Source organism: Klebsiella sp. (assembly GCF_027492335.1).
Classification (GTDB): Bacteria; Pseudomonadota; Gammaproteobacteria; order Enterobacterales; family Enterobacteriaceae; genus Klebsiella; species Klebsiella huaxiensis.
In genome coordinates, this window is the sequence record NZ_JAPUEW010000046.1 from 36,696 (window position 1) to 60,874 (window position 24,179).

Consider the following 24,179-nt stretch of genomic DNA (forward strand, 5'->3'; position numbering starts at 1 on the left):
TAAATATTTTTAATGCATAAAATCAGACAATTAAAGTTATAGCTGGTTGCCACTGTTCAGCGAAAATCGTGATCTAGCACACACTTTACCTCCCGAATCCCGCTGCGAATGTCTACGCTTAATAGACAGGTCGGGCGCGCCCGGCATCCTCTACAGACGCAATCCGGAGGCCCGCATAACTATGTTCAGCCAGAAATTACGCAACGTTGATGACGACGAGTTGAGGATCGAAAACGATCTGTGCTACGAAGCCGATCCGTATGAGTTAAAACTGGATGAAATGTTCGACGCCGAACCTGAACCGGAGATCATCGAAGGGCTGCCCGCCTCGGATGCCCTGACCCCTGCGGACCGCTATCTGGAACTATTCGCCCACGTGCAGAAGTCACGTATTTTCGTCGATAGCAAAACCTTCCCCGACTGCGCTCCGAAGCAGGATCCGCTGGATATTTTGATCCACTATCGTCGCGTGAGACGCACGCCCGACTTTGATTTACGCCAGTTCGTTGAAGAACACTTCTGGCTGCCGGACGGCCGCGCCGAGGATTATGTTTCCGATCCCAAGCGATCCCTTAAAGAGCATATCGATAATCTGTGGCCAATCCTCACCCGTGAACCGCAGGATCACATTCCCTGGTCATCGCTGCTGGCGCTGCCACAGTCCTATATCGTGCCCGGCGGGCGTTTTAGCGAAACCTATTACTGGGACTCCTACTTCACCATGTTGGGGCTGGCGGAAAGCGGCCGGGAAGATCTGCTGAAATGCATGGCCGACAACTTCGCGTGGATGATTGAAATTTATGGCCATATTCCTAACGGCAACCGCACCTACTATTTGAGCCGCTCGCAGCCACCGGTCTTCGCGCTGATGGTCGAACTGTTCGAGGAGGATGGCGTGCGCGGTGCAAAACGTTATCTTGACCATCTGCAAATGGAGTACCGTTTCTGGATGGACGGCGCGGAATCGCTGATACCTAACCAGGCCTATCGCCACGTGGTGCGCATGCCGGACGGTTCGCTGTTGAACCGTTATTGGGACGATCGTGATACGCCGCGCGACGAATCCTGGCGCGAAGATGTGGAAACGGCGAAACGCTCCGGGCGACCGCCGAACGAGGTTTACCGCGACCTGCGCGCCGGGGCAGAATCCGGCTGGGATTACTCCAGTCGCTGGCTGCGCGATGTTACCCGGCTAGCGAGCATCCGCACCACTCAGTTTATTCCCATTGATTTGAACGCCTTGCTGTTCAAGCTGGAAAACACCATCGCTAATCTTTCTGGCCTGAAGGGCGATCGCGAGACGGAAGCCACTTTTCGTCAGAAGGCCAGCGACCGCCGGGCGGCAGTCACTCGCTACCTGTGGGACGACGAGAGCGGCTGCTTTCGCGATTACGACTGGCGTCGCGAGCAGTTGGCGCTCTTCTCCGCCGCCAGCATCGTTGCGCTATACGTCGGCATGGCGACCCATGAACAAGCCGACCAGCTCGCCGATGCGGTACGCGCACGTCTGCTGACTCCCGGCGGCATCATGGCGACCGAGTATGAAAGCGGCGAGCAGTGGGATAAACCCAACGGCTGGGCGCCGCTTCAGTGGATGGCAGTGCAGGGTTTTAAAATGTACGGTCAGGACCCGCTGGGTGACGAGATTGCCCAAAGCTGGCTGCAAACGGTGAACCATTACTACAAACGGCACCATAAGCTGATTGAAAAGTACCATATTGCCAGCGCCACGCCGCATGAGGGCGGCGGCGGGGAATATCCGCTTCAGGATGGCTTCGGCTGGACCAACGGCGTGGTGCGGCGGTTAATCGGTCTGTACGGCGAACCTTCGTAGCCGGTCACTATTCCCGGAGTCGATGTCCTGCTATGTTCTTGACATCGACTTTCGCCGGAAGACTTATCATGCCTGAACTCCTTACACCACGCCTGCGCTGCTCACCGCTGCAGCTCGATGACTGGCCGCTTTTTCTCTCTCTGCAACAAGACACCCAGGTGATGCTTTACGTCTCCGATGCTCGTTCAGTGGCTGAAATTCGCGAGATTTTTGATTCACGCCTGCCTGTATGGTCGCCCGGCGCTGCCCACTGGCTGTGCCTGGTGGTACGCGATCGACAGACTCACGCGCCCCTTGGCCTTACCGGATACCATCACCACACAAACGATAGCGCCGAAGTAGGTTTTCTGTTTGCTCCCCAGGCGCAGGGCAAAGGTTACGGCTCTGAATCCCTGCGCGCGCTGTGCGATTACGCCTTCTCCGCAGGCGGCATCAGGCGGCTCACCGCAACCGTCACCGCGGGCAATCAGGCGTCAAAAAGCTTGCTACAGAAGGTTGGATTTCGTCAGGAAGGCGAGCTGCGCGAATGTTATTGGCTCAACGGTCGTTGGCATAATGACTGGCTATTTGGCCTGCTGCGTCACGATTACAACCAGCCTGGGCCATCTGGCGAATAGGGAGTGGTCAACTTTTCCTCTACACTGCAGGCCAGAAACAGAGGAAGCCAAAATGCCCCCACCGAAACCGTTGCTAAGCCCACAGGGTCTGAACTTTATTAAACAAGCTCAAGGATTAGCGCTCGACCCCTATTGGGATGAGAACGGCCTGCGCGTGATTGGCTACGGCCATGTTCTCAATGACTATGAAACCTTCAGTCACTTTACGCGGGAGATCGCTGATACTTTACTTATCGTGGATCTCCTGCAATGCCAACGGGAACTCCAGCGGAACCTCAACATTCCGCTCAATCAATCACAATACGATGCGCTGGTCTCTTTAGCCTTTAGCTGTGGCCCGTCGTCTCCCGCACTCAATACTATTTTGACTCACCTCAACCAGCAGCGATTTGCACAAGCGCTGGCCGTGTGGAGAAATATCCGCAGCGGCCATCAGCAACGACAAGAAGAGTGTGTAAGATTTTCCGTTGCAGTAGATTAAGTTTCGCTGACGCCATTAAGCACCATCGCCGCCTGAGTACGATTTTTCACATCCAGTCGGCGATACAACGACTCAAGATGAGCCTTTACTGTACCGGCGCTAATATTTAAAGCCCGGCTAATCTCTTTATTCGAATCTCCCGCAGCCAGCAACTGGAGAATCTCACGCTGACGATGGCTCAAATGAACCAATTTATTATCCCGTGTTTCTGCGGTTATTAACCAATCGCCTGGCAAACAAAGCAGCCCAAGCAGGATGCTGTTAATCGCCTGGGCAAAAGTTTGCAGACTCTCTTCGCGCTGAACAATAGCGCGCACATTGTAGGAGAGCACACGCTGCAGCCAGCTTTTGTTATCATTAGAAACAATCAGCAGCACCTGAGTTTGCGGAAAGCGTAGCTGTTTTTCCTGTAACAACCAGCAGCAAAATTCACTGTTCATATCGCCATCCAGAATCAGCAGAGCTTCCGGATGCGTCGTCAGCTTCTGCCAAAGTTGCTCTGCCTGACAGGTACCAAAAATATCAATTTCAGGAATGTGTTGCTGAAGGCCAATTTTCATTCCATGAATAAATATCGACTGTCTGTCAAACATGATTACCTGCATGGATTAATCTCCATCGAAAAACGCCCGATAAAATGAGGGGGAAGGGTAATATCAGCAAGATAAAATAAGAACTCGCTGTTTGGCCTGGGGCATTTTACCGATGAAGGGGATTAATGAAATATCAAAACAATGAATGGTTACATGCCTTATCGTCACCATTACGCATTCACAATATTTATTACATTTGAATTAAGGAAATCCTTAATTAAGTGAGCAAATAGATATGTTAATAATATTAATTTATGGATTCTAAACCAACCCGGCAACGCGGGCGATGGCAAAACGCGGAAAGAATGTTACGGAATAAGAAAGCGCATTAAATGCCGTCCCCCAGCATACTGGGGGACAGACTGATTATAAAAACATACCGCCGGAGACTTCCACCCGCTGGGCGTTCATCCAGTGAAGATCGTCACTCAGCAACGCGGCAATGGCATCGCCGATATCATCCGGCAGACCGACTCTTCCCAGCGCCGTTTGCGCGGCGATATGCTGGTTGACGTGCACGTTATCCCGCACCACGCCGCCGCCAAAATCGGTTTCAATCGCGCCTGGAGCGATGATATTAACCGATATTCCCCGCGCTCCGAGTTCTTTTGCCTGATAGCGTGTCAGCACTTCCATCGCCCCCTTCATTGAGGCATAGGCCGCATAGCCCGGTAGAGCAAAACGCGCCAGCCCGCTGGAAACATTGAGGATACGTCCTCCATCCTGCAATAACGGCAGCAGGCGTTGGGTGAGGAAGAACGGCCCCTTAAACTGGATATTCATCAGCTCATCAAACTGAGCTTCACTGGTCTCAGCAAAGGGCACATTGAGACCAATACCGGCATTGTTTAATAAATAGTCGAAGGTGTCGCGCTGCCAGCGCTGCTGAAGTAATTCCGCCACCTTCTGAGCAAAGCTTTCAAAACTGCTAACATCACCGACGTTTAAAGGTAATGCCGCTGCTTTCACGCCTGTTCGCTCAATTTCTGCGACAACTTCCAGCGCCGCCTGCGAGTTGCTGTGGTACGTCAGAATAATATCGGTTCCCTTCGCCGCCAGCTTCAGCGCGGCGTTTTTTCCCAGTCCACGGCTGCCGCCGGTCACTAAAGCGATACGTTGTGTCATCAGAAAACCCCTTCTCGATTGCGTTTGCATGGTTGAAGAGCTTATTAGCTGCTATAAAAACAATAAATATGGGAAATTGCGTTTTACTGTTTCAATTAAAACAACAATAGGTCCCCAGGATGGATAAAATTCACGCAATGCAGCTATTCATCAGGGTAGCGGAACTGGAGAGTTTTTCCCGCGCCGCTGATACCCTCGGCCTGCCGAAAGGGAGCGTATCGCGCCAGATTCAGGCGCTGGAAAGCCATCTTGGCGCCCGCCTTCTGCACCGCACAACCCGCCGGGTGCAGTTGACTCAGGACGGCATGGTCTACTACGAGCGCGCCAGGGACTTGCTCAGCAATCTTGAGGAGCTGGACGGCATGTTTCAGCTTGATCCTTCCAGCATCAGCGGGCGTCTGCGGGTAGATATGCCGGTAAGTCTGGCTAAAAGGCTGGTCATTCCGCAACTACCGGGATTTTTGCAACAGTACCCCGGTATCGAACTGGAACTGAGCAGCAGCGATCGGCTGGTCGATGTGGTTCGTGAAGGATTTGACTGTGTGGTGCGCGTCGGCACGCTGAAAGACTCCGGGCTTATCGCACGTCCGCTGGGGAAATTAACGCAAATCAACTGCGCCAGTCCGCAGTATCTGGCGCGCTTCGGCTACCCGCAATCGCTCGACGATCTGGCCGATCATGCGTTGATCCACTACGCCAGCAATCTCGGCGTACGCCCACTGGGGTTTGAAGTGGTCAGCGACGGCGCTGTCCGCTGGGTAAAAACCGGCGGCGTGCTCACGGTGAATAGCACCGAGACCTATCAGGCGTCTTGTCTGGCGGGTCTGGGAATTATTCAGGTACCACGTACCGGCGTTCGCGAGATGCTGCGCACCGGTGAGCTGATTGAAATTCTGCCCCACTATCGCGCCGAACCGCTGCCGGTTTCATTGCTCTACCCGCATCGGCGTAATCTTTCACGCCGGGTGCATCTATTTATGGAGTGGCTGGGCGGGCTGATGAAAAGCTATGTTGATTGAGGGGCCAGGCACCCCATAAGCGATTTTACGTATATAATTTTGGTGAATACAGTAGTAAATAAAGGAAGAAATAAGTTATGACGCCGGAAAACGACGCTCACCGCACGGCCCAGGATCCGAGCCAGCAGCCGGAAAAAAACAAAAGCACCCTTGCTACGATCAACGACTCCACCGTAGCCAAAAAAGCCAACCAGGCGCTGAAAAGCGTCACCGGGACAGCAGAAAAAGTTCAGCGCAACCCCATTATTGCGCATCTGATCCGCGCGGCTGAACGCTTCAACGACCGGCTTGGCAATCAATTTGGCGCGGCAATCACCTACTTCTCGTTTTTATCGATGATCCCCATTCTAATGGTCTCTTTCGCGGCCGCCGGTTTTGTTCTGGCCTCGCACCCCACGCTGCTACAGGATATTTTCGATAAAATCCTGCTCAACGTTAGCGACCCGATGCTGGCGGCAACGCTGAAAAATACCATCAGCACCGCCGTGCAGCAGCGTACCACCGTCGGTATCGTCGGCCTGCTGGTGGCGCTCTACTCCGGGATTAACTGGATGGGCAACCTGCGCGAAGCGATTCGCGCCCAGTCGCGCGACGTTTGGGAGCGCACGCCGCAGGATCAGGAGAAGATTTGGGTAAAGTACTTCCGCGACCTTATCTCGCTAATAGGCCTGCTGGTTGCACTGGTGATTACCTTATCAATCACCTCTGTCGCAGGCTCGGCCCAGCAGATGATTATCTCGGCGCTTTATCTTGATTATATTGAGTGGCTAAAACCGGCGTGGCGGCTGATTGGCCTGGCGATTTCGATTTTCGCCAACTATCTGCTGTTTTTCTGGATTTTCTGGCGACTTCCACGCCACCGTCCACGTCGTAAAGCGCTGATTCGCGGCACTCTGATTGCGGCCATCGGCTTTGAGATAATCAAGATAATTATGACCTGGACACTGCCGGCACTGGTGAAGTCGCCATCCGGAGCAGCATTTGGTTCGGTACTGGGGATAATGGCATTTTTCTATTTCTTCGCCCGCCTGACGCTTTTCTGCGCCGCATGGATTGCCACCGCCGAGTATAAAGACGACCGCCGAATGCCGGGTAAAGCCCACGACTAAACCATCAATGGGCTGAATAAAAGACGCAAAATTCAGCCCAGCCTGGCATTTCAGCATATAAATCCAACATGTAACTTTTATTTAACCTAAAGCTGGTTTTATCAACCATTATTTGAATTATGTGAAGCATTTCATGGAAGTTATTTTTCTGGCGCAGAAATTATTCACTTTTTGAGTATTTTTTAGACTACCGCTCACCTTGTTACAGATTGAAATGTCCCCAAGGCTGTGGCTATATGGCCTTTCGTTCGCAAAAAATAAGAAAGATCTATGCAAGCCACAGCCACAACACTCGACAACGCGCAAGAAACCGTACCGGTTAACTCACGCAATAAAGTCGTCGTCGCCTCGCTCATCGGTACCGCCATTGAGTTCTTCGACTTCTATATTTATGCCACCGCGGCGGTTATTGTATTTCCGCACATTTTCTTCCCGCAGGGCGACCCCGCTGCCGCGACGCTACAGTCACTGGCGACCTTCGCGATCGCCTTTATTGCCCGTCCTATTGGTTCCGCGGTATTTGGTCACTTTGGCGACCGCGTAGGCCGTAAAGCGACGCTGGTGGCCTCGCTGCTAACGATGGGGATCTCTACCGTGGTTATCGGCCTGCTGCCGGGCTATGAAACCATTGGCATTATGGCCCCGGTACTGCTGGCGCTGGCGCGCTTCGGTCAGGGCCTCGGCCTTGGCGGTGAGTGGGGCGGTGCGGCGCTGTTGGCCACGGAAAATGCTCCTCCGCGCAAACGCGCGCTGTACGGCTCTTTCCCACAACTCGGTGCGCCTATCGGCTTCTTCTTCGCTAACGGTACCTTCCTGCTGCTCTCCTGGCTGCTGACCGACCAGCAGTTTATGGAATGGGGCTGGCGTATGCCGTTTATCTTCTCCGCCGTGCTGGTGATCATCGGCCTGTACGTTCGCGTTTCGCTGCACGAATCGCCGGTGTTCGCTAAGGTTGCCGCCGCGAAGAAGCAGGTGAAGATCCCGTTAGGTACCCTGCTGACCAAGCATGTTCGCGTGACCGTTCTCGGCACATTCATCATGCTGGCGACCTACACGCTGTTTTACATCATGACCGTCTACTCCATGACCTTCAGTACCGCCGCCGCGCCGATTGGTCTCGGCCTGCCGCGTAACGAAGTCCTGTGGATGCTGATGATGGCGGTTATTGGTTTCGGCGTGATGGTGCCGGTTGCGGGCCTGCTGGCGGACGCATTCGGTCGTCGTAAGAGCATGGTGGTTATCACAACCCTGATCATCCTCTTCGCGCTGTTTGCCTTTAAACCGCTGCTCGGTTCCGGCAACCCGATGCTGGTCTTTGCCTTCCTGCTGATTGGCCTGAGCCTGATGGGGCTGACCTTCGGCCCGATGGGCGCGCTGCTGCCGGAATTGTTCCCGACTGAAGTTCGCTATACCGGCGCATCGTTCTCATATAACGTCTCGTCGATCCTCGGGGCCTCCGTGGCGCCCTATATCGCCGCATGGCTGCAGGGCAACTACGGTTTGCCTGCGGTTGGGCTCTACCTGGCCGCAATGGCGGCGCTGACAATGATTGCGCTGCTGCTTACCCACGAAACGCGTCACCAGTCGCTGTAACGCTTTGACTCTACCCCCGGCCATTGCGGCCAGGGGCAACTTCTCTCTTCCGGCTATTTTTTCATCTGCGACAGTATCGCCCGGCACTGGTTCGCCTCCCCCTCGGCAGGTGATATTAGCGCCAGCAGCGCTGCAGCCGGTGTCACCAGCGTTGCCAACGCAGCCGCCACCGCGCCGCGCGCAATCAACGGTCCCGCCTTCACGCCCGCGTTTGGCGACTTAAAACTGCCGCGCACGTACAGCGGCGAACGTAGGGTGATAATGCGAAAGCCCTTACTTTCCGGATCGATAGTCAGGTCCAGTTGCTCAGAGGCAAAGCTGGCGGTGCCGGTGACGTTGATCAGCGCATTTTCGGTATCAAAAGCGAATACCTGCGGTCGGGCTACGCCATTGACCACGTCGATATTGGCCGCCGCACAGTTCACCCGCACCTCATCATCGCCAAAGATTTGCCCAATAATAAAGTTACCGACGTTCAGGCCAAGAATTTCCATCAGGTTGCGGCTAATCAGCCCGTCATTCATCAGCAGCTTCAGGTTACCGTTACTGTTACCCAACAGCGCGGCAACGGAATTTCCCGTACCGCGAAGCTGGACATCGCCATTCATCTCACCGAGGGTTTTCTGCATCATCTCCACATTTGGCATCAGTGCTTTCAGCTTCAGCCGGCGCGCCTGCAGGTTCGCCGTTCCCTGCAGCGGCTTTTTATCCCCTTGCAGATGAATACTGCCAGCGATAGTCCCGTTGGCCAGGCCAAGGCGCAGCGGCTGCAGGCGCAGGTCGCCTCGTTCAAGGATCACGTGGGTGGAGAGATCGCTAATCGGCAACGTGCCGCCGTGCTCAATCTTGCGCCCTTTAAAGCGCACATCCGCATCCATTACCTGCCATTTATCGGTTTCAAAACGGTCATATGGCAACACTTTCCCGGCGGGCTGCGGCGAAGCTTCGCCTTTACGTTGTTCCGTTTTACTTCCTTTCCCCCCGGAATCGACGCCGATCAGCGGGCCTAAATCCGCCAATCTTAGCTGTCGGGACTCCAGATCGCCTTCGAGCTTAGGCCGGGGTTTACCGGTGGTGTAGGTCAGCGAACCGTGAATATCGCTCTCGCCGATGCGACCATTAAAATCCTGATAGGCAAAACGTGAACCGCTCTTATCCTTGAAAGTGGCCCGCAGATGCCCATCAGTCGAGAAAGTCGGCGTATCCGGCAGCAGCACACCGGTCAGGTCGTAGAGGTCGCCCAACGAGTCTCCGGAAAATTTCAGCCGCAGATCGACCCCGCCGAGGTTAAGCGGATCGTTAACCGTACCAGTGAACGCTACCCGGGAATTGCCGGAACGAAAATCACCCTGTAGCGGGAACGGCGTCCCTTCACTGCGCAGCGCCAGCATGCCGCCGATTTTTCCCGTCCCGGAGAGCGGCTGCCCGTTATAGTTGCCTTTCGCCTGCAGGCCGAAGACGTAATCGCCAACTTTTTGCGACTCGCCCTTGCCCTTTTCACCCGTCACCTCACTAAACGCCAGCTGTTTACCCAGCGGGTCGACCATAATCGTGACGTCGGCGCGGGTCACTTTATCGTCAATAGCAATCTTGCCGCGGTCGAAAAGAATATTGTCGAGGCGGAAAGACCAGCTGGAAGGCGGCGCGTTTTTATTCGTCACATCGTTCGAGGCGAGATCAAATGTCCAGTTATTCGCTTTCTCCGACAATCGAATCAACCGCGCATCCGGCTGCTCCAGCTTGATCCACGGTAAATAGACCGTCTTGCTGAGCAACGCCAACGGCGCGAGGGTCGCTTCAACTCGCGGCAGATGTACCATCGTCACCTGCGGGATGTCTGGCGGGTTGCCGAGGACGATATCTTCGGCGTGAACGTGCGGCCAGGGAACCCAGCTACGCCAACCGCTTTCGCCAGGCTGGCGCTCCCAGACCACGCCCAGATCGCCGCGAATGGCAAACGGTCGGTTCAGTTCAGCGGAAACCTTCTGGTTAATCGTCGGCTTCAGGCGATTCCAGTCAAAGGTCGCCAGCACGATGAAAAACACAACGATCAGTAAGACTATCGTTCCCGAGATAATCGCAACGGTTTTACGGGTTCTGCTCATCCCCTTTGCACTCCTTTTGCAACATGTCAGTCCTGAATATAGTTGAGAAACGCCAGGTGCTCCGCCGAATGAGGTTTTCGTCACATAATCCGCGTTATGTCAAAAAAATAATGGAACGTTGTTTTAATATCATTGACCATAAAAGCGGCCCAGCGCACACTAGGGTTAATATTGATTTAATTTCAGGTCCTCACTATGTCTAAGAAAATTGCCGTCATCGGCGAATGCATGATTGAGCTGTCAGAGAAAGGCGCGGCAGTAAACCGTGGCTTTGGCGGCGATACCTTAAATACCTCCGTCTATATTGCCCGTCAGACTGACGCCAGCGTGCTGGGTGTACATTACGTCACCGCGCTGGGGACGGATACTTTTAGCCAACAGATGCTGGAGTCCTGGCAAGGTGAAAATGTCCAGACGGACCTGATACAGCGTATGGCTGACCGTTTGCCGGGCCTGTATTACATCGAAACCGACGACACCGGCGAGCGCACCTTTTACTACTGGCGTAACGAAGCAGCAGCGAAATTTTGGCTGGAGAGCGAACAGTCTGCGGCTATCTGCGAAGAGTTGGCGACGTTTGATTACCTTTACCTTAGCGGTATCAGCCTGGCTATCCTTAGCCCGACCAGCCGCGAGAAGCTGCTAACGCTGCTGCGCGAATGCCGCGCAAACGGCGGCAAGGTGATTTTTGATAATAACTATCGCCCGCGCTTGTGGAGCAGCAAAGAAGAGACGCAGCAGGTTTACCAGCAGATGCTGACCTGTACTGATATCGCGTTCCTGACCCTCGACGACGAAGATGCGCTGTGGGGAGAAAAGCCGGTTGAAGAAGTGATTGCCCGCACTCACGCCGCAGGCGTTGAAGAGGTGGTGGTCAAGCGCGGCGCAGATTCCTGCCTGGTGTCGGTTGTCGGACAGCCGCAGCTGGAAATCCCGGCCGTGAAGCTGTCGAAAGAGAAAGTGGTTGATACGACCGCTGCTGGCGATTCATTCAGCGCGGGCTATCTGGCCGTGCGCCTGACCGGCGGCGATGCAGAGTCTGCGGCGAAACGCGGACACCTGACCGCCAGCACGGTGATTCAGTATCGCGGCGCGGTTATCCCTCGCGAGGCAATGCCGCAGTAACCGTAGCGTCGCGGCTTCCCGGTGGCGCTGCGCTGACCGGGCTACAGGTTCACTGCTGACGGGTAGCCCGGATAGATGCGCAGCATCGCCTCCGGGGAAAAACACCCGGCGCAATACCCAAAACAGATTTGCCATTAGCTTACCGGATAGCATTGCTATCCGGTTTTTCTTTACTGTCCTGGCGGAATATCAGTGACTTCGTTACGCCCTTCCACAACATCGCTGGCGCTGCTGGTCGCCGCCGTTGGCGCAGGCATCATCAGTTTTTCCCAAGTCGCCTGCAGATCTTTCATGTTGTACTCCGGCTCGCCCTGCGGCTGCTGCAATACCAACGCCATATCCTGCGACAGTTGCTGACGCAGATACTGATTGAGCATATCGACCGTCAGCGAGTTAAGAAACTCCTGGCGCAGCTTCTGATACTGCTCGGGAGCAATATCCACCACCTGGTTTTGCAACGAACGCATCCGCTGGCTAATCAGGATATACGTATCAGTACGCGCATAAGTGGCAAACAGCTTCTGCAGCTCAAGGTTCTTCTGCGCAATCAGAGCATCAAACTCATCCTGCGGCAGGCCGTTATCGCGCACTTTCGCCAGCTCACGTGCCACGGTCGTCAAGTTGGCGTTCAGGCGCTCACCCGGCGATTCGATATTGATCGCACACTGCGCACGTTGGTAGAGCACACGACAATCAAAGCCCAGGCCGATATCCTTGATATTACTCTTGCTCAGATTCTGCTGCACATGCCAGAACAGCGCTTCACGCGCAAGATCATCGCGCCAATAACGCTGGAGCGCTGCCGATTCACGAATAGGCTGCCACGGCGTATCCCACATCAGCGACAGCTTATCCTGGCGCACCGCATCGGTCATAATGCTGACCGGCGTTGTCGGCAGCGGGGATAATGTCGGAACCGCTGCTGGCGTTTCGCGCTTGCCCTTCAGGCCGCCAAAGGTTTTGTTGATCTGTTCCGCGACGCTGCGGCTGTCCACGTTTCCGACCACAATCAGGGTCATGGCGTCCGGGGTATACCATTTTTGATAGAAATCTTTGAGCTGAGCGATATCAACCGGTTGTTTCAACGGTGCCGCTGGATCGTGCCCCAACATCGTTGAGCCTTTCAGCCGATAGCGCCACCAGCCTTCTTTGGTATCAGCAGGCCAGGTCACCACCATGTCTTCACCTTGTAGCGCGTGGTTGACCGTTTCTGGGGTGATCGACATTTTACCGCTGGCGTTCGCCAGCCAGCTCAGCGCTTCTTTCAGCAGATCATTGCGGTTATTCGGTAAGCTCAGATTAAACAAACTGTAGTCATAAGAAACAATGGCGGGCGGCAGAGGACGCTTAGGGTCAATACTCTGCTGCCACAAAGAACGCGCCTGCATGGTCGGGAGGCTACCGCTTTGCGTCAGTGCAAGACGCGGGATAAAGTGGCTAAAGCCGCTCTGCTGAGTGCTTTCGCTCAGCGAGCCAATATTCACGGACAGGCGAACTTCGATACGATCGCTGGGACGCTGCGGGGTGGCTAAAACCTGCCACTGAAACCCATTCGCAAGTGTCCCCTGTTGCCAGGCCGGGTCCGGCTGGAGCGCTTCTGCCTGCACATAACCGACCGCCGCTATCATCAGCAAACCACCGGTTAAGAGTCGAATTTTTGTGCCCTGCATGTGAACCCCTGATGAACAATCCTGGTTACAACAGCAGCCCACAGGCGGGCCGCCGAAAAAATGTGGTGAGTTAAGTACGTCGTTTAGACCACGCGGAGATGAAAATGTCGCATGTAGACGTTAAAAAATCATAAGGGTCACCACCGTGCAAGCGGCAGCGACCCCTAATTATGCGCAGGAGCCCGGAGTCCAGCAAGGGACAACGGGCCTAACAGGTGGATTTATGAGGATAATTCGTGCGATTTGCTCGCTGGAGTACGGTTATTCAGGACATCATCCAGCTGTTTGGAGTCCAGCTCTTTTACCCATTTCGCGACCACGATAGTTGCCACGCCGTTACCCACCAGGTTAGTCAGCGCACGCGCCTCGGACATAAAGCGGTCGATACCGAGGATTAACGCCAGACCGGCTACTGGCAAATGGCCGACGGCGGAAATGGTCGCCGCGAGGACGATAAATCCGCTGCCCGTTACGCCCGCAGCGCCTTTCGATGAGAGCAGCAGCACCACCAGCAGGGTTATCTGATGGAAAATATCCATGTGGCTGTTGGTTGCCTGAGCGATAAACACTGCCGCCATCGTCAGATAGATTGAGGTGCCATCGAGGTTAAATGAGTAACCCGTTGGAATAACCAACCCCACCACCGACTTACGGCAGCCGAGTTTTTCCATCTTATCGAGCATGCGCGGCAGCGCTGACTCAGATGAAGAGGTTCCCAGCACAATCAGCAGTTCTTCACGAATATAGCGGATAAATTTAAAGATGCTAAAGCCGGTGGCTTTAGCGATCGACCCCAGTACCACCACCACAAACAGGATACAGGTGATGTAGAAGCAGACGATCAGCTGACCAAGCTGCACCAGCGTCCCAACGCCATATTTACCGATGGTAAAGGCCATTGCCCCGAAAGCACCGATTGGCGCCAGGCGCATAATCATGTTGATGATGCCGAAGATGACCTGCGAGAAGCTTTCGATAACGTTGAAAATCAGCTGGCCTTTGCTGCCCAGTCGGTGCAGTGCGAAACCAAACAGCACCGCAAACATCAGCACCTGCAGAATGTTGCCGCTAGCAAAAGCGCCGATCACGCTGCCGGGGATAATATCGAGCAAAAACGCCACGATACCCTGATCTTTCGCCTGTTCGGCGTAAACCGCCACGGCCTTCGCGTCGAGGGTCGCCGGGTCCACGTTCATTCCCGCGCCAGGTTGCACCACGTTGACAATAATCAGGCCGATAATCAACGCGATGGTGCTAACAATTTCAAAATAGAGCAGCGCAACCGCCCCGGTGCGGCCAACCGCCTTCATACTTTCCATCCCGGCAATCCCTGTCACGACTGTACAGAAGATAACCGGCGCAATAATCATTTTAATCAGTTTAACGAAGGCATCGCCGAGGGGTTTCATCTGCGCGCCCAGTTCCGGGTAGAAGTGGCCCAGCAGAATACCGATCGCGATGGCCGATAAAACCTGAACATAAAGGCTTTTAAAGAAAGAGATTTTCATAGGTGTCCTTTGGGAAAAACCACAGACAAAGAGTGGATATCGCGTCTGTGGCTTAAAAATAACACCCAAGAAACATTTCAGAAATAACGAGGAGTTAAATTGCAACGGAATTGTTAATTTATTAGAGCTGACTCGTACAAGCTAACAATATCGTTACAAATTTGCATCCTCAGCATCGCTCTTTAAAAACCGTGCCATAAAAGCGTCTGGCGGCATGGCGCAGCCAAATAGATACCCTTGAACCGCCTCGACGCCCGCCTCTTGCAACCACGCATACTGCGCCTGGTTTTCGACCCCTTCCGCGACAATGCGCAGATTCAGACCGCGCGCCAGCTGGATAATCGCCGGAACCATGCTGATATCGTCCGGTAACATATCGATAAAGACTTTATCGATTTTCAGAATGTCCACCGGCAGCGCTTTGATATGCTGCAGCTGCCGCAGGCCCGCGTAGCCCATACCAAAATCATCCAATGCAATCCGCACACCGGCTTCACGCAGTGGGCGTAACAGGGAGATTATCGCCTGCGGATCGTCTATCCGGCGACTCTCGGTCACCTCCAGCACCAGCGTTCCCGGCGCGATACGGTAGCGCGAGAGCAGCGCCAGCATCTCCGCGCCGCGATCGTGGTGCAGTAACTGTAGCAACGACACGTTGACCGACAGCGGCAGCATGATCCCCTGATTTTGCCAGGCGGCAAGCTGCCGACAGGCCTCTTCCATTACCCAGTAACCGACCGGAACCATCAGCCCACAGGCTTCTATACGCTCAATCAGATCCCCCGGCAGCGACCAACTGCCGTCCGCCTGACGCTGACGCAGCAGCACTTCTGCACCGCACACCTCGCCGCTGGCGGTATCCACCTGCGGTTGCAACCAGGTAGCAAACTGCTGGTTATCCAGCGCCGTCAGAATATCGTGCTCCTCCATTAATCGACGTTGCGCTTTTTCCATTTGATCTGGATCGAAGAACTCAATCTGGTTTTTCCCTTTACGCCGCGCGGTCACCGCGGCGGAAAACGCCCGGCGATAGAGCTGTTCGGCGCTGAGCTCGCCATTAAACATCGCAATACCGATGCTGGCGCAGGGCCGCAGCTGAATACCATGCAGCGGCAAACGCTCATTTACGACAGTAAGTACTTGCTTACTTAACGTCACAGCCTGCCAGGGTTCGGTAATGCCGTTGGCCAGAATTGCGAAGTCATAACCGCTGACCTGAGCCAGCACCATCTGCGCAGGAATGATCGCCCGCAGCTTTTCAACCAGGGTCAGCAGCAGCATTTCACGCTGCGTCTCTTTCAGCACACCAGCGGTATCCTGCAGGGTTTCACAAGCGATAATCAGCAGCGCCGAAGCATGCGGACGAGTAACGGTCTGCTCCAGCATCGCCATCAAAAAGGCTTTATTGGGCAGGTCGGAGACCGGAAAGCGGGTCGACTGTAAAGAGAGTTCATCGTGCAGCCGCAGCAGGGTCTGCTGGTTACGGTTGTAGCTGCGCACCAGCATGCCTATCTCATCGTCATGATGCAGGCGCGGCAGCGTAAGCTGGTGACCCAGACGCTCCTGCTGCGGAACATCGTTCAGCTCGCGGGCAACTTTGCGCAGAGGCCGTACTATCAGGCGGTTGATGCACCAGGTGATTGCCACTGTCAGAATCAGCACCAGAAGTAAGTAAGCAGTTACTAACGTCGACAGGGTACTCATCACGAACTTATACATACGATATGAGTCGGCCTGGAGCACCAGATAGGCCAACGGCTGCGGGTTAGCAGGCCGTTCAAGGGAATAGATTGGTAATGAAATCTGCACCGGCAGCTCAAACATACGGGTGATCATCACCGGTACCGGGCGCTCGGGAATAAACCGCATCCGCAGCGCCTGGAATTGATTCGGTAATACCACATCCGCCCGGCTGACGATGCCAGCAGGCTGAATACGGCTCAGAATGGCTTCCGCGTCAGGAATATCGGCTTTCAGGATAGCCGCTGACAGCGGTTCGCGAACGGAACGCGCGATACTTTCTAATTGCGTGGCCGTGGTAAAGCGACTCTGCTGCACAAAGTGGAACAGCAAAATAGAACAGAAGACCAATACAAACGCCATGGACACGCTCGCGACCATCGCCATCTGTTTAATTGTAAGTGAACGGCTGACGCGCAACGGGGTTCTCCACTAATACTGAACGATTGCCCGACGTCGATCCCTCCACGCCGGTCGTTTTCAGGCTGATTATATACTCAAATCATTCGCTCGCGCCCGCAAGGTGTTCAGCGATGTCCTGGGATGCCTTCCCGGAGGCGGCGCGATGCGCCTAAACCCAAAACCACACGGACCCGTAGCCCGGTCAGCACAGCGCCTCCGGGAAAAAACGAGCGATATTGCCAAAGGCGGGCGAAGTGTGACGAGTATACGCGAAGAGCGTCGTGGAGTGACGCCCAGTCACGTAATTCAGGCTAATCTGCTACCAGTCGGCGTAAGGGACCAGCGGCTGCGGCGGGATATCCATATCGCCCTGCCAACCGGAAGCCGAGTAGCGAACATAAAGCAACGCATGGCTTGGGGTGTAATCCTTCGCCTGCTGAATATCCACCGCCGCCCCAACAAACCAGTTGCCGGTCACCCGCCGCTCAACCAGCGCCCGGGCGGTATAACCGACGCCCGAACTACTGCTGCCTTCTTCCGTCAGTTGGCTGGCTGCGTTGCGATACTGTGAGGGAATCAAATTCAGCAGCGGATAGCGAGCTTCTGTTTTGGTCCGCGAATGGGACCAGGAAACGGAACCGCCCAGCTCCCAGGACCAGTTCTCGGTCCGTTGACGCCAGGTCACCGGCACGGCGAAGGAGACATATTCCTGTGGGCTGTAATAACCGCCCTGACCGAGGGTATAGCCACTGAGGTCCTTATCGTAGTGCCAGAGCATATTGTTCAGGCCGACGGTGACCCGGCGGTTATCTTCATTAATAACTTTGTAGTAGTAGCCGGTCATCCAGCGCACGCGCCAGTTGTCGGCGACGTTTTTCCCCGTCAGTTGGTCAACGCCCAGCGATGACCAGACCCCGTTGGCTTCGCCTTTATCGTAGCTCAGGCTGAGACCGCCGCCGTCGGCGCGTACACCGCCCCAGGTCTTACCGGTATGACCATCATTACCGTTATCCTTCTGCCCACCGAAGGCCAGCAGCGAGCTGGAAATGGGCCGACGGTGGACGTTTACGGTATAGCCCAGCGGGCCAACATCGCTGCTGTAGCTCAGGCCACCCACCACATCGACGACGTTAAAGCCCATCGGCGTGGTGCCGATATCACCGCTCCAGGTGTCGTTCTTCCAGCCCACCGCGACGCTGGCGCCGCTGTCGCTTTGGTGTTTGCTACCGCCAGTACAGGCGATTTCACCACAGGTCCCCCAGCTCGGCGAGTAGCTGCCGTCGCTATCCGTAGAAAAACTACCGGCATCCATATTGACGAGGTCGGTACGCAAGAACATCCGTCCGTCGGCCAGCGGCGCGTCCACGTGCAGCATCGTGGTGTGCGCTTTCAGATCGGAATAGCCGCCGGTGCCGCTGGATCCCCAATAATCATGTTCAAGGGTGACGTTCAGATCCTGCTGACGATACAGATCGGCTGCATCGCTACGCACCCCGCGCTTCAGCCAGTCATCACGGCTATCGTTACGCGTCAGGCGCGTGAAGGTGTCGTTATCCTGCGGGCGCACGCGGGTCACGCCGGAGGCCACCATCGCATCTTTGTAACCCTCCAGCGCCTGCTGCGGCTCACCGTTTTGCGCCAGGAAGCGCGCGGCATCGCGTAGCACCAGCGCGCTTTCCATCGACGGCGGCTGGGCTTTCGCCTGCGGAACAATACGGGCGAAAGTTTGCTGCGCCTGAACGCTATCGCCGAGACCCGCCTGTGTCAGAGCAATGCGTCGCTGCATATTGATGGAGTCGACATCCTCGCCCTTGAGCTGCGCCACCTGGGCCCGAGCGGCATTTTTATCGCCATCGGCAAGATAGACTTCCGCAAGGCCCAGACGCGCATCGCCGTTACTCGGCTCTTGCCCGAGTACCTGCTGATATTCCGCTATCGCCGTCCGGCTGTCGCCGCGCTGCTGCGCCCAGTCCGCAAGGGTTAGCTCGTAGCGCACCGATGTCGGCTGCTGTTTGATCAGCACAATGGCCTGCGCTTCCTGGCCGCCATCGCGCAACTGGTTCGCCTGACGAACGACCTTGTCGCTTTGCAAACGCGCGTCCAGCTCACGAATATTGTCCGTCCACTGCCCGCGCGGTAGGGCGTTAATCTGCGCCAGCGCCATCTCATCCTGATCGTTACCGGATAGGTAGAGGCCATAAGCATAAATCCGGTCGGCATCACCGGGCTTGCGGTTGACCATCGCACGCATCAGGGCATCGGCTTCGCTGCGGCTGCCCGCGCTGACCAGATCCCGCGACAGGCTGTAGGTAATCCATACGCTATCCGGATCCAGCGCCAACCTTCGGCGCTGTACTTCCGCTGCCTGCGCCCAGTTGCCCTGGCTCTCCAGCAATTCGGCCTGTTTCTCCAGCCGATCGTTAGTCAGGCTGCGCTCGATATCGTCAATGCTGCGCCGCTGGCCCGGCGACAGGCTGGCAATGTAGGCGCTGGCTTTTTCCGGCGATTCGGCGCGATACAGGTTCGCCAGCCCGCGCACCGCCAGGCTATTGCCGCGATCCATACGCAGCGCGCGCTGGTAGTAACGCTCCGCCGACGCGTTTTCTTTACGCGCCGCCGCCACGTCTCCCAACCCCAGTACCGCATAGCTGTCGGTATTGTCTACTCGCTGCGCCTGAGCGTAATAATTTTGCGCCTGCGCCAACTGGCCGTTTTTCAGCGCATTGTCGCCCTGCTTGATCAGCAGCCAGTAGCGGTTGGTCTTGAGCAGGCTGTCCCATTTGTCGCGGCTCGGGCTATCCGGGTCCATTTTGATGGCTTTACTCAACTGAGCAACCGCCCGCGCCCGATCGCCGCGCTGGGAGTACGCCTGCCCTAACGCGCCAACCGCATCGCTGTCTTTGGCATCCGCCCGCACGGCTTGCTGCAAATCGGCGACGGCCACCGAACCTTTTCCAGCTTTCACCGCCGCCAGACCTTCAGCACGATCGCGGAACGTCGGATCTTTAAGCTGCGTCTGCTGTTGGTCGAGCAGCACCCGAGCATTCGCCGAGGCGGAACCGGTAGGGAACTGCATCAGAAACCGCTGTAATGCCTGCACGCTGGCCTTACTGACCGGCATGCTTTTCACTTCCGTAAACCACATGTCGGCAGCAATACCGCGGCCCGCCGCCGAGCGCGACATCTGCTCAAGATAAGCGAATCCCTCTTCCGGCTTATTGTCGCCAAACATCTGTTTCGCCAGCGCCGTTTGCAGCTGGACGTTGCCCGGCAGGCTGGCATTGAGTTTTTTCAGCTGATTGACGCCCTCGTTATGACGTGATGGTAGACGCGCCACCAGCGTCCAGTACTCAATCGCCGCGTTTTCATCGCTCGGTACGCCGTTGAACAACTTCTCGTAAGCAGCAATCGCTTCATCAACTTTCCCGGCAACGCCCAGCAGGCGGGCCTGCTGTAGCTCCTGGCGCCCATCGCCGGTGCTGATATCCATCTCGTTACGTGAGGCTTTAAGTTCCGTCGATTCCGGAGCCAGTTTCGCCAGACGCTCAAGCTGTTTCTGCGCCCCGGCGGTATCGCCCTGGCGCAGGAGATAGCGCATCCGCGCGGCGACAACGTCCGGGTTATTCGGATCAATCAACTCCAGGCGGTACAGCGACTGACGCACCAGATCCTCACGATTGCTGGCCTCGCCGAGGCGAACCTGTTCCAGCAGATGTTGCTGAGCCGGCGTGTTCGCGGCGTGCGCCAGCGGCATCAGCGCGACGCTTAAGGAGAGCGTGAATAAGCTTAGTGAGAACTTGTGCATTCCTGGTTCCAGTCAGGCCGTAATTCACCACCGGCGGTGAAGCGAAAACGGTGTTGATCCCATCCCTGGCCAAAAAGGGTCAGGACCGCGCTGTAGTAAGCATCTGCGCCGGGGTAATCATCGGCGACGCGCTGGCGCTGAATGGTCCGGGCGTCTTCATTCTGCAAGAACGGCAGCAACGAAGCGGAGAAGCCAACCGGGCCATTACCGCTGGTTTTACCGGTAGCGATATTGGTTTTTTCCGGCGGCACGCCCTGACTCACCGTCTGGGCTTCCATCGGTTTAAAGCGCGCCAGCAAGCGGGCTTTTTGCTTATCGCCATCGTCGAGCATACCGACCCACAGATAGACGCGAATGGCGTCATAGCTGCCGATAATCGGTTTATCCGCTTTCAGCTGCCAGCCTTTACCTTTTTCGTAACGCACCCAGTCAGGCGAGAAACCTTTTGGCGCCGTCTCCAGCAGCAGGCGCAGATTGCTGTCGCGTATCTTCGGCCAGGGAGCGCCAAACGCGGCAAAGTAGGTCGCCAGCTGTGGCGGCAGGTAGCTGGGGTTAAAACGCCAGCCGCCATCATCAGCAAAGCCAACTTTCCCCGGCAGCACCAGCGGCCCGAGCCCCGGCACCGTCGCAATCTCTTCATCGGCAATCCGCGCCAGCAGCGCTTTACCGACTTCAGTGTACTGCGGCGTTTCCCACAGGCGTCCAGCCTCCAGCAACGACCAGGCTATCCATAAATCGGAGTCCGATGCCGAGTTGCTGTCCAGTACCGTCCACTCGTCATCGCTCTTTTTACCCCATAGCCAGCCCGGCAGGTGTGCGCGCAGATCGCCCTCGGCAAGATTATTCTGCGTCCACTCAAACAGCTTGCGAAAACCGTCACGGTCATTGGCCGCCAGAGCAAAGAACAACGCGTAGCTTTGCCCTTCCGAAGTGGTAATTTTTCGCGAGTCGCTGGGATCAATAACCCGCCCTTCGGCGCTGACATACTCTTTTTTAAACTGATCCCAGGCCGGCCACCGGCAGGCGGCGCTCACCTGCGCCGCCGCCAACATCAGTACCGACAGCACCACTCCACGAAGCACACTCATCATCAATTACTCATCATCAAGGCTGAGGCGACGACGGCTAATAATACGCAGCATGCGCCACAGTACCCATGCCAGCAGTACGATGCTGACCGCCGCCAGAATCGCCAGCAGTACCGGGTGGCTGGAGAGCGCAAACCAGATGCGTTCGAACCACGGCAGATGCCCGATATAGTAAACATCGCCCACCCGCAGGCTATTGACGCCCGATTCGCGGATCACTGAAACGGAGCCAAACATCGCCGCGCGTTTACCGCTGTCATTAAGCGCTGCGGTCAGCAGTTCGTTGCCGCGCGGGCTATCAGCCAACAGCGCCACGACGCTGCGCTGATCGTTGTACGGCGACTGGAAGCCGATAATCGCCGCCATCGGTCCGGACGAGGTGATATCAGTGCGGATATTCGGCGTTCTGGCTTCGGTGTCAGGGTAAATGCTTGCCAGGTCGTAGTGGCGCATCGGCATTTTCACCCAGCTTTTGGTCGCTTCAACCAGCAGGTTAATTTTGGTGTCGTCCTTAAGCGCCTGCGGAATAGAGCCAATCAGCAGCAGGTCGGCATCTTTATCTTTAATCTGGCTGCCGTCATCGGTCATACGCAGGTTAATTGCCGCCAGACCGGTTTGCGCACCGATGCCGCCGGTGGTCTCCAGCAGCGTGGCAACCTGGCCCTCAGTCGGCGTTTTGGGCACCACAACCAGGGTGTCGGACAGATCGGCCATCCGGCTATACGGGAAGCCCGCGTTGGCAAACACGCGCAGATCCGGCATCGCCATAAAGTGATAGTACTTCGAGAAGTCGATGGTCGAATCGTCGCCAATCACCACGTGGTTCTGCACCGGCTGGAAGGTAATGCAGTTATCGATGGAGCCGCCGGGCATCGGGTTCATATACTGGAAATCAAAGCGCAGCTGGTTCATCGCTCCGAGGCGCAATGCCGGGATCGTGACTTCCGTTTTGCCGTCCAGCAGCCCCTGCAGCACCGGCAGACGCAGAATCAGTTTATTCACATCCTGCGAACTGTTGAGGCTAAACGACTGCAAGAACTGATCGTTAAGGCTGATATCCATGCGCGAGCTGTCTTTGATCGGCGGCATGGTGTAGCGATAGTTCAGATTCATATCGATGCCGTTGGCGCGCAGCAGGTACAGATCCGGCGGCAGGTTTAGCGCCACGTTGATCGAATCCGGCACCAGGCCGCTGGATTGCAGCTGCTGTTCGTAGGTCTTCAGCTCGGCAAAGGTCACCGCCCGGTCGGTGCGCACCCAATTTGGCGCATCGTAAGGCTTACGTGCCTGTAGCTCTTTCACATCGTCAACCGTCACGCTGCTGCCGCGGAACAGAATATTGCCTTGGGCAATCCCCTTCGCTGCCTGCAGCAGATCTTTATCATCACGACCGAATACAACCAGTAGCTTGACGTACGGATTGTTCGGGTGGTCGATCATTTCAATGGTCGGCGCGTTGACCGGCGGATGCTCGCGCAGGAAATCCGGGCGCTTATCGTTGGTGGCGAAAACAATGGCATTACGATCCGGTAGTGTATTGAACTGAACCGGGAACTGCTGGCCACGCCAACCCGCTTTGCTGCCGAACCACGAGGCGATAATCGCCGCCGCCTGCTGCTGCTGAACATCCGGCGAAGAGGCAAAGACCATTGGCAGCGTCAGCTGGCGGTTATCACGGGAATCGTAGAATGGGACCGGAAAATGCGAGAGATCGTTGCGCACATTCAGCGACTGATAGGTTAAATCCAGATAGCTTTCGCGGCCCACATCCAGCCACAGGGTACTGCTGGCCGGGTTTTCACAGACATCACGATAGTGGCCAACGAACTCCAGGCGCACACGGTTAAAATCGGTGATATAGAGCGGATCTATCGGGATCTGCGCACTGACTTTTTTGCCCAGTTGCTCTTTGGTGACCGGCAAAACGCCCATCAGCTCATCGTTAAGATAGACCTTCAGTTGCGACTGGATCGGTAGCAGCGACGGCGATGGCGTGTAGTCGAGGTTAAGTAGCGCTTTCGCCACCACTTCATCACTGCGCATACCGAAGTCTACCGAGCCATCAGGACGCGCGCCGCGCAGCACCATACTGCCCGGAGGCGGAGCGATTTTGGCAAAGGTGAGCTTTACGTCGCGGGTCGGAGCATTATCCAATATCACCACCGGGGCCGCCGGGTCAGCAAGGGCCGCCGTTGGTTGGCTGTCAGCAACCACCCCGGCAATACCGGGCACGGTAGTCGTCTGTGCCACTTCCGGGGCCGCAGCTACCGCTGCCGTCGGTTCCGCATACGAGGCGAAGGAGGACCAGCCGCCAATGCTCACCGCTACTGCACAAACCAAAGAGAGTTTTTTGTTCATCGCATTA

At 55.9% G+C, this 24,179-nt stretch carries 16 protein-coding genes; 7 read left to right on the top strand and 9 right to left on the bottom strand.

Going from position 1 to position 24,179, the window contains the following annotated elements:
• The first annotated feature begins 181 nt into the window (after positions 1-181).
• From QVF11_RS13450 to QVF11_RS13460, 3 genes are all read left to right on the top strand, one after another.
• On the top strand, positions 182-1,834 hold the full coding sequence (locus QVF11_RS13450) for an alpha,alpha-trehalase (RefSeq protein WP_287857424.1): 1,653 nt from the start codon (positions 182-184) through the stop codon (positions 1,832-1,834).
• Positions 1,835-1,902: 68 nt separating this feature from the next.
• Positions 1,903-2,451 (top strand): GNAT family N-acetyltransferase, encoded by a 549-nt coding sequence (locus tag QVF11_RS13455; RefSeq protein WP_287857426.1) that lies wholly within the window; start codon positions 1,903-1,905, stop codon positions 2,449-2,451.
• 52 nt (positions 2,452-2,503) lie between these two features.
• On the top strand, positions 2,504-2,932 hold the full coding sequence (locus QVF11_RS13460) for a lysozyme (protein WP_142513384.1): 429 nt from the start codon (positions 2,504-2,506) through the stop codon (positions 2,930-2,932).
• Here QVF11_RS13460 and QVF11_RS13465 read toward each other — a convergent pair.
• Together QVF11_RS13465 and QVF11_RS13470 are read right to left on the bottom strand one after the other, a co-directional pair.
• Positions 2,929-3,537, bottom strand: coding sequence for a response regulator transcription factor (locus QVF11_RS13465; RefSeq protein ID WP_287857428.1), 609 nt, complete (start codon positions 3,535-3,537; stop codon positions 2,929-2,931). The two genes, QVF11_RS13460 and QVF11_RS13465, sit on opposite strands and share 4 nt — an antisense overlap.
• Before the next feature lie 354 nt (positions 3,538-3,891).
• Positions 3,892-4,650: an SDR family NAD(P)-dependent oxidoreductase gene (locus QVF11_RS13470; protein ID WP_287857430.1), complete on the bottom strand. Its 759-nt coding sequence runs from the start codon at positions 4,648-4,650 to the stop codon at positions 3,892-3,894.
• A 119-nt stretch (positions 4,651-4,769) separates the two neighbouring features.
• Here QVF11_RS13470 and QVF11_RS13475 point away from each other — a divergent pair, with 119 nt between their 5' ends.
• The 3 genes from QVF11_RS13475 to QVF11_RS13485 all read left to right on the top strand — a co-directional run bounded on the left by QVF11_RS13475 (position 4,770) and on the right by QVF11_RS13485 (position 8,371).
• On the top strand, positions 4,770-5,669 hold the full coding sequence (locus QVF11_RS13475; protein WP_287857432.1) for a LysR family transcriptional regulator: 900 nt from the start codon (positions 4,770-4,772) through the stop codon (positions 5,667-5,669).
• 77 nt (positions 5,670-5,746) lie between these two features.
• Entirely contained in the window at positions 5,747-6,778 is a 1,032-nt protein-coding gene (gene yhjD, locus QVF11_RS13480; RefSeq protein ID WP_112216676.1) for an inner membrane protein YhjD, read from the top strand.
• Positions 6,779-7,048: 270 nt separating this feature from the next.
• Complete coding sequence (locus tag QVF11_RS13485) at positions 7,049-8,371, top strand: MFS transporter (protein WP_112216675.1); 1,323 nt, start codon at positions 7,049-7,051, stop codon at positions 8,369-8,371.
• Positions 8,372-8,424: 53 nt separating this feature from the next.
• On the opposite strand, the gene QVF11_RS13490 is transcribed toward QVF11_RS13485, so the two are convergent.
• Entirely contained in the window at positions 8,425-10,476 is a 2,052-nt protein-coding gene (locus QVF11_RS13490) for an AsmA family protein (protein WP_287857436.1), read from the bottom strand.
• Positions 10,477-10,671: 195 nt separating this feature from the next.
• On the opposite strand from QVF11_RS13490, the gene kdgK reads away from it, so the two are divergent.
• Positions 10,672-11,601: a 2-dehydro-3-deoxygluconokinase gene (gene kdgK, locus QVF11_RS13495; RefSeq protein WP_142513388.1), complete on the top strand. Its 930-nt coding sequence runs from the start codon at positions 10,672-10,674 to the stop codon at positions 11,599-11,601.
• Positions 11,602-11,771: 170 nt separating this feature from the next.
• Here kdgK and QVF11_RS13500 read toward each other — a convergent pair whose 3' ends face one another.
• From QVF11_RS13500 to bcsB, 6 genes are all read right to left on the bottom strand, one after another.
• Complete coding sequence (locus tag QVF11_RS13500) at positions 11,772-13,271, bottom strand: M16 family metallopeptidase (RefSeq protein WP_112216672.1); 1,500 nt, start codon at positions 13,269-13,271, stop codon at positions 11,772-11,774.
• A 221-nt stretch (positions 13,272-13,492) separates the two neighbouring features.
• Positions 13,493-14,779 (bottom strand): C4-dicarboxylate transporter DctC, encoded by a 1,287-nt coding sequence (gene dctA, locus QVF11_RS13505; RefSeq protein WP_112216671.1) that lies wholly within the window; start codon positions 14,777-14,779, stop codon positions 13,493-13,495.
• 153 nt (positions 14,780-14,932) lie between these two features.
• Positions 14,933-16,939 (bottom strand): biofilm formation regulator HmsP, encoded by a 2,007-nt coding sequence (gene hmsP, locus QVF11_RS13510; protein ID WP_287857440.1) that lies wholly within the window; start codon positions 16,937-16,939, stop codon positions 14,933-14,935.
• A gap of 301 nt (positions 16,940-17,240) precedes the next feature.
• A complete protein-coding gene (gene bcsC / locus QVF11_RS13515) occupies positions 17,241-20,726 on the bottom strand; it encodes a cellulose synthase complex outer membrane protein BcsC (RefSeq protein WP_287857442.1) in 3,486 nt (1,161 codons plus the stop codon).
• Positions 20,708-21,817 (bottom strand): cellulose synthase complex periplasmic endoglucanase BcsZ, encoded by a 1,110-nt coding sequence (gene bcsZ, locus QVF11_RS13520; RefSeq protein ID WP_287857444.1) that lies wholly within the window; start codon positions 21,815-21,817, stop codon positions 20,708-20,710. The genes bcsC and bcsZ overlap by 19 nt, the downstream gene beginning before the upstream one ends.
• Before the next feature lie 3 nt (positions 21,818-21,820).
• A complete protein-coding gene (gene bcsB, locus QVF11_RS13525; protein WP_287857446.1) occupies positions 21,821-24,172 on the bottom strand; it encodes a cellulose biosynthesis cyclic di-GMP-binding regulatory protein BcsB in 2,352 nt (783 codons plus the stop codon).
• Between the last annotated feature and the right edge of the window lie 7 nt (positions 24,173-24,179).

Coding starts and splice junctions, on each gene's coding strand:
- bcsZ (WP_287857444.1), bottom strand. CDS start 21,817: ATGATGAGTGTGCTTCGTGGAGTGGTGCTGTCGGTACTGATGTTGGCG.
- QVF11_RS13470 (WP_287857430.1), bottom strand. CDS start 4,650: ATGACACAACGTATCGCTTTAGTGACCGGCGGCAGCCGTGGACTGGGA.
- QVF11_RS13500 (WP_112216672.1), bottom strand. CDS start 13,271: ATGCAGGGCACAAAAATTCGACTCTTAACCGGTGGTTTGCTGATGATA.
- bcsC (WP_287857442.1), bottom strand. CDS start 20,726: ATGCACAAGTTCTCACTAAGCTTATTCACGCTCTCCTTAAGCGTCGCG.
- bcsB (WP_287857446.1), bottom strand. CDS start 24,172: ATGAACAAAAAACTCTCTTTGGTTTGTGCAGTAGCGGTGAGCATTGGC.
- QVF11_RS13485 (WP_112216675.1), top strand. CDS start 7,049: ATGCAAGCCACAGCCACAACACTCGACAACGCGCAAGAAACCGTACCG.
- QVF11_RS13465 (WP_287857428.1), bottom strand. CDS start 3,537: ATGCAGGTAATCATGTTTGACAGACAGTCGATATTTATTCATGGAATG.
- dctA (WP_112216671.1), bottom strand. CDS start 14,779: ATGAAAATCTCTTTCTTTAAAAGCCTTTATGTTCAGGTTTTATCGGCC.
- yhjD (WP_112216676.1), top strand. CDS start 5,747: ATGACGCCGGAAAACGACGCTCACCGCACGGCCCAGGATCCGAGCCAG.
- QVF11_RS13475 (WP_287857432.1), top strand. CDS start 4,770: ATGGATAAAATTCACGCAATGCAGCTATTCATCAGGGTAGCGGAACTG.
- QVF11_RS13455 (WP_287857426.1), top strand. CDS start 1,903: ATGCCTGAACTCCTTACACCACGCCTGCGCTGCTCACCGCTGCAGCTC.
- QVF11_RS13460 (WP_142513384.1), top strand. CDS start 2,504: ATGCCCCCACCGAAACCGTTGCTAAGCCCACAGGGTCTGAACTTTATT.
- QVF11_RS13450 (WP_287857424.1), top strand. CDS start 182: ATGTTCAGCCAGAAATTACGCAACGTTGATGACGACGAGTTGAGGATC.
- kdgK (WP_142513388.1), top strand. CDS start 10,672: ATGTCTAAGAAAATTGCCGTCATCGGCGAATGCATGATTGAGCTGTCA.
- QVF11_RS13490 (WP_287857436.1), bottom strand. CDS start 10,476: ATGAGCAGAACCCGTAAAACCGTTGCGATTATCTCGGGAACGATAGTC.